This window comes from Candidatus Goldiibacteriota bacterium (assembly GCA_016937715.1).
Classification (GTDB): Bacteria; Oederibacteriota; PGYV01; order PGYV01; family PGYV01; genus PGYV01.
Genome location: JAFGWA010000064.1, coordinates 1 through 9,485 on the forward strand (window position 1 = coordinate 1; position 9,485 = coordinate 9,485).

Sequence of the window (9,485 nt, forward strand, 5' to 3'; positions counted from 1 at the left end):
AGTTTGCGATTGTTTTTGAAGGTAGACTTAACTTGGATCAAGAGTAGCTATGAATGGCTGTTTACACAAAAGAACTGACATACTCTACAAAAACAGGCATTACGACGATAGAAAATTCATATAGTATTCAATAATAAATGTTATTTATCCCATAAACGATTATCCAATATTCCATAAGCAATAGATAAACAAACTGCCGCTGGCTAAAGACCCGCGTCTACCAGGTCTAAACATATGACCATCTGTCCCTCCGTCACTCTATGTTTGATTCCGTTTATCCCGATTGACAATTATGGGGGTTTTTCGTATAATTCTCTATATTTTATATATGTTTATAACGGGAAAATTCTACAAAAAGCTTAAATAATGGGTGAAAAATGCCCTTAAAAGCAAAGCGGAGGTGTTACTTTGGACGTATTTTTTGGTTATATTGCTAAGTGGTGGTTTGTTTCTGTAATAATCGGGTTGCTGGCTTTTCCAATAACCTTTGTGCTTTTTGGGAAATCGCAGGACAAAGGGTATATGTTTACCAAAATTGTGGGTATTTTTCTTATATCATACTTCTCATGGCTGCTGGGCTTCTTAAGTTTTTCCACCGGCACCATACTTGGGGTAATAGCCGTAATGACAGGGGTTTCTGTCTGGCTTTTTCTTCAGAATAAAAAAGAAATGCTTCAGTTCTTTTCTGAAAAAGTCGGGGTGGTATTAATTGCGGAACTGTTTTATTTCCTTATTTTCCTTGTTTACGCCATGTTCAGGATGAACCAGCCGGATATCGTGGGAACGGAAAAATTTATGGACTTTGCTTTCATGAATTCCATAGTTAAAGCGGATAAAATGCCGCCTTTTGACCCGTGGATGTACGGCGTTGACGCGGCGGGCAAGGCGCTTCATATAAGCTACTATTATTTTGGATATCTTATGATGGCCATAATGTTTAAACTTACAGCCATACCAAACGGAATGGCGTACAACATAGCCCTTACATATATAGTGGCGCTGTCCGCCCTTGGAACCGTTGGGCTGCTTTACAATCTTACCAAGAATTATCTTATAGGTTTTCTTGCCGCTGCATTTTTATTATTAATAAGCAATATTGACGGGTTTATTCAGGTTGTTTCCAATGGCTGGTCCACGGATAACTTTAACTGGTGGCACACATCCAGGATAATTGACAGGCCCAATTACGATATTACCATAAATGAATTCCCGTTCTTCTCGTTCCTTCTGGGCGACCTTCACCCGCACCAGATGGCAATACCATTTGTATTGCTTGCTCTTAATATCGGGCTTCTTTTTGCCAAGTGGGAAGAAAAGGATATATTCGGAAAAGAGCCGCGCAAGCTTCTGTTTCTGGGATTCACAGGGCTGCTTTTAGGCGGGCTTTGGTTCTTAAACAGCTGGGATTTCCCCACATACCTTTTTGTCATAATGCTGTGCATTGCAGCCAACAGGTATTCTGACCGCGATAAAGTAAAAGACTGGTGGGTTGACGCGGCAACAGGTTTCGGCGTTATATTTTTAATTTCAATAATCGCGTATCTGCCCTTTACGCTTCTTTTTGGTTCGCAGGCAAAGGGCGTGGGTTTTGTAAAAGCAAACACAAGCGTTGCGGATTACCTTACAATTTTTGGGATTATGCTTTTCCCAATTATATCTTTTCTGTTGTTCAGGACATTTAACTGGGTTTTTGCCATTAAGGGAGAGAAATCCAAGAAGAGAAAAGAGTACTGCCCCCGCTGCGGAACTGAAATAAGGGAAGGCAAAGTAATATGCGGGCAGTGCGGTTACCAGATAACGGGCGTGGAACTTAAACTTGGCGGGGAAGAGCTTCCCGTAAAAAAAGGCAATCAGGCAGTAATGTCGTTCTTTAAACTTTTTACCGCTCCCGAAACTGTTAAAGATAAAAAAGTATTTATCGGAATTGGAATTGCAATAGGTGTTGCGCTGCTGCTTATAGCGGTTAAGACCATTTTTGACCTTAACGCAAAATGCCCGGAATGCAAAGGGTTTACCCCCGGAATTTTCGCGGGTATAATGTTTCTGCTGTTTGCCTATACGTTTGTGCTGGGGCTTACAAAGGTGGAACAGAAAGAAAATCAGTTTGTTATAATCCTTATCTTTACCGCGTTTTTCGCCGCTCTTGGCTGCGAACTTTTCCACGTTATTGACACTTTCTCCCGCGAAGGGCAGCATGCGCCTCTGGAACGTATGAACACAGTCTTTAAATTCTATTACCAGACATGGATAATGTATTCCATAGCGGCCGCGTACAGTTTCTTCTGGGTTAAGCATTTCTATTTAAGGCACAAACATGCCGCCATACGCTGGTCGTGGTATTCGGTATTTATTCTTCTTATCGCGGCCGGAATGTTCTATCCGTTTGCGGCGTCAAGCGTAAAGACCGCTGGTTTTTCAAGGCCTATGGAACTTGACGGAAGCGCGTTCTTAAAAGAAAGGTTTTATGAAGGCAGGATGCCGGCATTGGGCGATTATGAGGCCATTCAGTGGCTGAAAAAGGAAGTTAAAGGAAAACCCGTAATCCTTGAAGCGTGGGGCGGGGAATACACTGAATACGCCAGAATAACATCTTTTACGGGATTACCCACAGTGCTTGGCTGGCCGGGGCATGAACTGCAGTGGCGCGGCAATTACGACGAAGCCGGGCGCAGGCAGGGTATTGTCAGCAGAATATACGAAACAGCGGATGCCAACGAAGCGCAGCAGCTTTTAAACCAGTTTAACGTGGAATACGTATACGTGGGCGTGCTGGAACGCGATAAGTTCGGCGCCGCCGGAAATCTGGATAAGTTTAAAGAGTTTATGGATGTGGCTTATTTTAATAAAAATGACACTATAATATACAAGAAAAGGTAAGGAGGAAAAATGGCAGATACAATGAAATGCGCGAAGTGCGGATCTGAAAATCCCAAAGACAACAAGTTCTGTGACAGCTGCGGCGCCAAACTGATGGTGCCTGGCGATCCGGCAAAAAAAGAAGCAAAGGCGGACGGCAAAAAGGCGGCGGCAAAAACAGCAAAATCTTCAGACATGGCAATAACAACGCAGGACCTTATTCAGACACCCGGCAATTTTTCAATTAACTGGGAAGCGGTTATCTGGCTGTTAATAATCATAGCCGCGTTTGTTTCAAGGTTCGCGGTGCTTGGCGATAAGCCCATGCACCACGATGAATCCATGCACGCGTTTTACGGCTGGAAACTTTTTATGGGCAACGGGTATTCTTACAACCCGATGCTTCACGGGCCGTTTCTTTTTCATGCTAACGCTTTTGTTTACTTTCTGTTCGGAGCCACTGATTATACCGCAAGGATAATGCCTGCTTTTTACGGTATGCTTTGCATCTGGCTTCTGTGGTATTTAAAACCCCAGCTTGGAAAAACAGGCGCTATGGTCACGGCTTTTATTATGGCAATATCGCCTTCGTTTATGTATCAGTCCCGCTATATCAGAAACGATATTTACATAGCGGGAGACACGCTTTTGATAGTTGTAGGGCTGTTTAAATACTTTGAAAATAAAAAGCCCGGTTGGCTGTTTCTGGCGGCAACAGGCCTTGCGCTTTCGTGGGCGACAAAAGAAGTAACCTATATAACCCTGTTTATCTTTGGAACGTTCTTTTTTGTAAGATGGATGTGGGAAAATTCGCTTAAAGAATCAGATCCTGATAAATATGAAGAAGAAGGCGGAATGCACCGCACGGTGGAATACTGGCTTACAAAACCGGGGTCAAAAGTGTTTCTTACCGCGCTGGGTATTTTTGTGGCGATACACGCGCTTTTGTTTTTTAATAAAGAACCTAATCACAGTTTCTTTGTAAACGCGAAGGGGATAATTGACGGTTATATCGCGGCTTTAACGTACTGGCTTGGCCAGCACGGTGTGGCGCGCGGCAGCCAGCCGTGGTATTTTTACCTGCTTTTGACGCCGTTCTATGAACTGCCTTCGGTATTCTTCGGGCTTATAGCGACGGTTTATTACGTTATAAAAAAAGAAAAAAGGACTTTATTTAATATTTTCTGTATCTACTGGTGGATAATGGCGATGATAATTTATTCATGGGCGGGCGAAAAAATGCCGTGGCTTGTGCTTCATCCGCTGCTTCCGCTTATGCTGATAGCCGGAAAAATGATAGCCGATATAATTGAAAGTAAAGAACAGACCTGGAAACGCGCCGCCGGCCTTGTGATGTTTGCGCTGTTATCGCTTGGTTCAATACACGGCGCGATTAACGTATGTTTTTACGAAGAAGGCGCGTCGCCCAAAGAGTCGCTTGTTTACGTGCAGTCATCCGTGGATTCCACAAAAATAGTCCGTAACCTTGATAATTTTGCCAACAGGATGAAAGCGTTAAAGTGGGACAGCCAGGAATTCCGCAGGTACAGCCCGTATGACCTGGAAATGGTAATTGAAGATTATTGTTCCTGGCCGTTCGCGTGGTATTTAAGGGATTATAAAAAGATAGCGTATCCGCCTAAAATGATACCGGATTCTGATGTCGGCAAAGCCATCATCTTCTCCGGTATTGAAGAGGCAAACGTGGGCCATGACGCCGCGGTAAAGGCAAAACTTGAAAATGATTACGTGGCTTTCAGGTATAAGTTAAGGGAATGGTGGGCGCCTGATGAAAAGAAATGGTGGAGCGCGCCGCTTTTCAGCGCGCCAAACAAGCCCGGCAAGATAGAAATGATGTGGAAGCGTTTTATGTACCGCGATGTTTGGAATGAACTTGGTTCTTATGACATGGTGGTTTACGTAAGAAAAGACCTTGAAAAATACTGGCTGGAGGGCGGAGACAGATGATTAACCTGGCAAATATGTCAAAGCAGGAAAAAATAATTATAGGTACGCTTTTTGGCATTCTTCTTATTGTTATTCTTGTTATGTTCAATCCGGACAATGTAAGCAAAGAAAGAAAACCCGTACAGCAGGCGCAGTCTTCAGAGGCGAAAAAAGGTTCGTTTAACAGCGCGCGTGACCTTGATGTGGATGCGGAAGGAAACATATACGTGGTGGATTCCCGCAATCACAGGATACAGAAGTTCAACAAAGAAAATGCTTTTGTTTCCATGTGGGGAAAAGAAGGCGAGGATAAGGGCAAATTTAAGGAACCCTGCGGCATAGACATGGGGCCGGACGGCAATATATACGTTACGGACACATGGAACAGCAGGATACAGGTATTCAACAAAAGCGGAAAATACATCAGAGATTTTGGCAAGGATAAAGGCATGTGGGGCCCGCGCGACGCGGCTGTTGATAAAAATGGTTATGTTTACGTGTGCGACACAGGCAACGGCAAAATAGAGAAATTTGACCCGCAGGGAAAATCTGTGGCCACAATCGGCACAAAGGGCGCGGGCAAATTACAGTTCAACGAACCTTTTGGAATTAAGGAAGGGCCGGACGGAAAACTTTACATACTTGACCGCAAGAATTACAGGGTGCAGATTATCACGGCAAACGGGCAGTATGTAAATGAATTTAAAGTGGACGGCTGGGCAGACGGGCAGATTGTTAACGGCTGTCTTATGGAACCGTACCTTTCAATGGATAAACAGCGTGGTTATATTTACATCACCGATTCCACAAACAAAAGGGTGCTGCGTTATTCCCTTGACGGAAAGAAAAAGAAGATTATTGATAAAAATGAAAACGGGGCGCCGTTATTTGGTTGCCCGCTTTCTGTGGCGTACGCCGGCGGCGGAAAAATTGTGGTGTCTGATTCGGGGTTAAACAAGCTTATCAGTTATATAGATAAAGATTAAAACAGGAGGGTTTAAATATGGCCAAGAAAAAAGTAAAGAAGACTGTAAAGAAACCTGTAAAATCAAAAAAGGTTTCAAAGAAAAGCAAAGGTAAAAAAAATAAAAAACGCGGTAAAAAGAAAAAAGGCGGTTTTGGCGGGCTTATAATTGCCGTTATTATTATTGCCGCCGTGATAGGAATAGCAAAATTAAAGGGCGGCGATCCTGTAAAGTATATTAAGGCGGATAAAATAATTGAATTCGGCGGCACAGGCGAAAAAACAGGGCAGATGAACGGGCCAAGGGGCCTTGCTGTATCTGATGACGGTTTTTTATATGTGGCTGACCTTCAGAATAACAGGGTGGACAAATTCACGTTAAACGGTGAATCCGCCGGCACAGTAGGGGAAAAAGGCGAAAAAAAAGGGCAGTTTAAAGAACCGTCCGGCGTGGCTGTAGACAAACAGAATAATCTGTATGTGGCTGACGCGTGGAACGGCAGAATGCAGAAGTTTGATTCAAAAGGCAGGTTTGTCCTGGAAATTGGCGGAGAAAAAGCCGGTTTTTACAGCCCAAGAAATGTGGCTGTTAACTCTTACGGAATGGTGCACGTGGCAGACACGGGTACTTCAAGAATACACAGGTTTGATACCGACGGAAACCGTATAGGAAAACCGTTCGGCGAGCGCGGAAAAGCGCTTGGCAATTTTCAGGAAGTGTTTGGAATAGCGTTTGACAGCAAAAAAAGGGTATATGTTGGCGACCCGGGCAATATGCGCGTGGCGGTTCTGTCAGGCGATTTAAAGCCGGAAGCTTCAATAAAAGTAAAGGGCTGGGATACGGCAAAACCCATGTGGCCTATGGTGGCTGTTGATTCGCGCGACTATCTTTACGCGGTATCTTCCGGCACGCAGGACATCTGGGTCTATGACACCAAACATCCAAAGTTCAAATATGTGGGAACCATTAAGACGGATTCAAAAGGCAAAAACCTTTTTGGCAATCCTCTTGGTATTGCAATTGACGCGCAGGATAACATTTATATATCCGAAGTATCAAAGAACACAATAGTAAAGATCAGGCCGGTATTTGAATAATACACACGGCAGTCAGGGAATTAAAGTGAAAGATAAAAATGAAGGCCTGCTGAAAGATTCAATAATAATGTTTGCCGCCACAAGCGGCGTGAACCTTTTAAATTTTATATTTCACATGTACGTAAGCAGAAAATTGGGCCCGGAAGAGTACGGAGTGCTTGTCCCTCTTCTGGGCCTTGTAATACTTTTTTCCATGCCTGCAATGGCGCTTCAGATGACAATAGTGAAAAAGACATCCATCTGTATGGCAAGGGAAAATTACGGGGGCATTGAACACCTTTTCAGAAAAACCACAGGCTGGTTTCTTATGCTTGGCGCCGTTTATTTTATAGGGTTTCTTGCGGGCGGGCCTTTTATACAGTCCTTCTTTAAAATAGACGATTACGGCCTTATAGTCATTCTGGGCCTGATAGCGGTTGTATCGCTTATTATTCCGGTTGTACGCGGCATACTTCAGGGAATGCAGAATTTTATAGGCATGGGGATTAACCTTACTCTGGACGCCGTGTTGCGGCTTGGTTCACTTATACTTTTTTTAATGCTTGGATTCGGTGTGCGGGGCGCGTTATTAACCACATTTGTCGGCGCTTTCTGCGCTTATATTGTCGGCATTTTTATGCTGTCGTTTCTGTTTAAGTACAGGGAAAAGACTGTGGAAATAATAAGAAAAAGGGATATTTTATCGTACGCGCTGCCGGTATTTTTCTCTGCCACGGCTTTTTCTCTGCTCAGTTATATGGATGTCTTTATGGTTAAACATTTTTTCGCGGAACATGACGCGGGGCTGTATTCCGCCACGTCAATAATAGGCAAGGCGTTTCTGTTTTTTCCAAGCGCTATAGTCATGACCCTTTTTCCCAAAGTGTCGCAGAGTTTTGAACTTAATAACGCCACAGGAAAAATGCTTTTAAAAAGCCTGGGGCTGACGGCGGTTGTATCAGCCGCCGCGATAATATTCTGCTACTTTTTTCCGGATTTTGTAATTGGGCTGCTCTTTGGCGGGGAATATAAAGGCATTGCTCCGGTGGTAAAGATATTCGGCGCGGCAATACTTCCTTTGGTTTTAATAAATGTGGTTATGAACTACTGCCTGGCAATACACAGGTATGCGATGATATATATAATGTACGCCGGAATCATACTGTATGCGGTGCTTTTATGGTTTTTCCACGCGTCATTCATGCAGGTAATTACAATACTATTTTCCGTGAATCTGGCGATACTGCTTTTATCGCTTATTACGGCAAAAGAGAACAGGAAACCCGAACATGCCGTTTAAAAAACTTTCAGTTTTAATGCCTGTATTTAATGAAGAGCTTGCGGTTGCCGCCAATATTCTGGAAACCGATGATTACTTTAAGAAACTGGGGATTGAATATGAAATTATTGTAATGGATGACGGTTCAAAAGATAAAACTTATGAAAAGGTGAAAGAGTTAAATAACCCAAGGGTAATGGCTTACAAACAGCAGATAAACGAAGGCAAGGGAGAGGCGTTAAAAGAGGCGTTTAAAAAATGCACGGGCGATATGGTAATGCTGCTTGACGGCGACCTTGACATTCACCCAAGGCAGTTTGAAGTGCTGTTTGAAGTGATGAAAAAAGAAAATGCCGATGTTGTAATAGGCTCCAAGCGCCATAAAGATTCGGTATTAAATTACCCGAAAAACAGAAGGTTAATGTCTGCGGTGTATTTCTTTATAGTGAAATTGCTGTTCGGGCTGCCGCTTAAAGACACGCAGACAGGAATAAAACTGTTTAAAGCGGAAGTGTTAAAAAACACCTTTCATAAAGTGCTTATAAAACGCTACGCGTTTGACCTTGAACTTTTAGTGCTTGCGCACCATAAAGGGTATAAGATAGCAGAAGCGCCTGTTGTGGTTGACTACAAAGGCAAATACGGCCACATAAAGTTTAAAACAATTTTTAATATGGTATGGGACACCCTTGCCGTATTCTACCGCCTGCATATAATAAGGTATTACGACAAACAGCAGTAACGTTTTTTTGTTTTCATTTGTTCTTTTAACGTAGAGACGCAACATGTTGCGTCTCGCTTTTGATTAGAAATTATGTTTTAATTTGCAGGGACAGTGCTGTTTTTGTATTGGTAGACGCGGGTCTTCAGCCCGTGGATTTTGGTTATTTTCTGTGTATTAGAATTTGTAGGGACAGCGCTCCCGCGCTGTCCGGCACTTTTGTTTTTGCCTTGGTAGCCGTACCTTTTAAGGTGCGTTGTTTATTGTTTAAATGTCCCAACTTCTTTCACTCGTAAACTCGCTTCAACCGCGGGCTAAAGACCCGCGTCTACTAAAATTTTGTTTTTAATGTTTCGTTTTTCTTCCGTCCCTCCGTACATCTGTCCCTCCGTCCCTCAATTTTCTGTCCTATGTTTTTTTACATTGACAATATCCGGTAATGGTTTAAAATAATTGAAATTATGCGGAGGGTACACGGCGGAGGGGCTGTTTGTAAATCTTGGTTCGCACAAAATAATTGGGAGTAAAAAATATGAAAAAACTTATGGGAATAATCTTGTCTATTTTATTATACGCAGTATCTGCTTACGCGGAAGATTTGACTATTGCAGATGTGGCGGCGGCGCAGGAAGGGTATCAGG

Annotated in this window: 6 protein-coding genes; all 6 read left to right on the forward strand. The window is 43.2% G+C overall.

Annotated elements, in window-relative coordinates:
* Nucleotides 1–408 precede the first annotated feature (408 nt).
* Genes JXR81_07155 through JXR81_07180 form a run of 6 tightly spaced genes read left to right on the forward strand, consistent with a single transcriptional unit; the run spans nucleotide 409 to nucleotide 8,865 of the window.
* Nucleotides 409–2,877 carry a hypothetical protein gene (locus JXR81_07155; GenBank protein ID MBN2754628.1) on the forward strand — a complete coding sequence of 823 codons (2,469 nt, stop codon included), beginning with the start codon at nucleotides 409–411 and terminating at the stop codon, nucleotides 2,875–2,877.
* Nucleotides 2,878–2,886: 9 nt separating this feature from the next.
* Complete coding sequence (locus tag JXR81_07160; protein MBN2754629.1) at nucleotides 2,887–4,824, forward strand: TIGR03663 family protein; 1,938 nt, start codon at nucleotides 2,887–2,889, stop codon at nucleotides 4,822–4,824.
* Nucleotides 4,821–5,789 carry an NHL repeat-containing protein gene (locus tag JXR81_07165; protein ID MBN2754630.1) on the forward strand — a complete coding sequence of 323 codons (969 nt, stop codon included), beginning with the start codon at nucleotides 4,821–4,823 and terminating at the stop codon, nucleotides 5,787–5,789. The genes JXR81_07160 and JXR81_07165 overlap by 4 nt, the downstream gene beginning before the upstream one ends.
* Before the next feature lie 17 nt (nucleotides 5,790–5,806).
* Nucleotides 5,807–6,865 carry an NHL repeat-containing protein gene (locus tag JXR81_07170; GenBank protein ID MBN2754631.1) on the forward strand — a complete coding sequence of 353 codons (1,059 nt, stop codon included), beginning with the start codon at nucleotides 5,807–5,809 and terminating at the stop codon, nucleotides 6,863–6,865.
* Nucleotides 6,858–8,144, forward strand: a complete 1,287-nt coding sequence (locus tag JXR81_07175; GenBank protein MBN2754632.1) for an oligosaccharide flippase family protein — start codon at nucleotides 6,858–6,860, stop codon at nucleotides 8,142–8,144. Before JXR81_07170 ends, JXR81_07175 begins: the two co-directional genes overlap by 8 nt.
* Nucleotides 8,134–8,865: a glycosyltransferase gene (locus tag JXR81_07180; protein ID MBN2754633.1), complete on the forward strand. Its 732-nt coding sequence runs from the start codon at nucleotides 8,134–8,136 to the stop codon at nucleotides 8,863–8,865. The genes JXR81_07175 and JXR81_07180 overlap by 11 nt, the downstream gene beginning before the upstream one ends.
* Nucleotides 8,866–9,485: the final 620 nt, after the last annotated feature.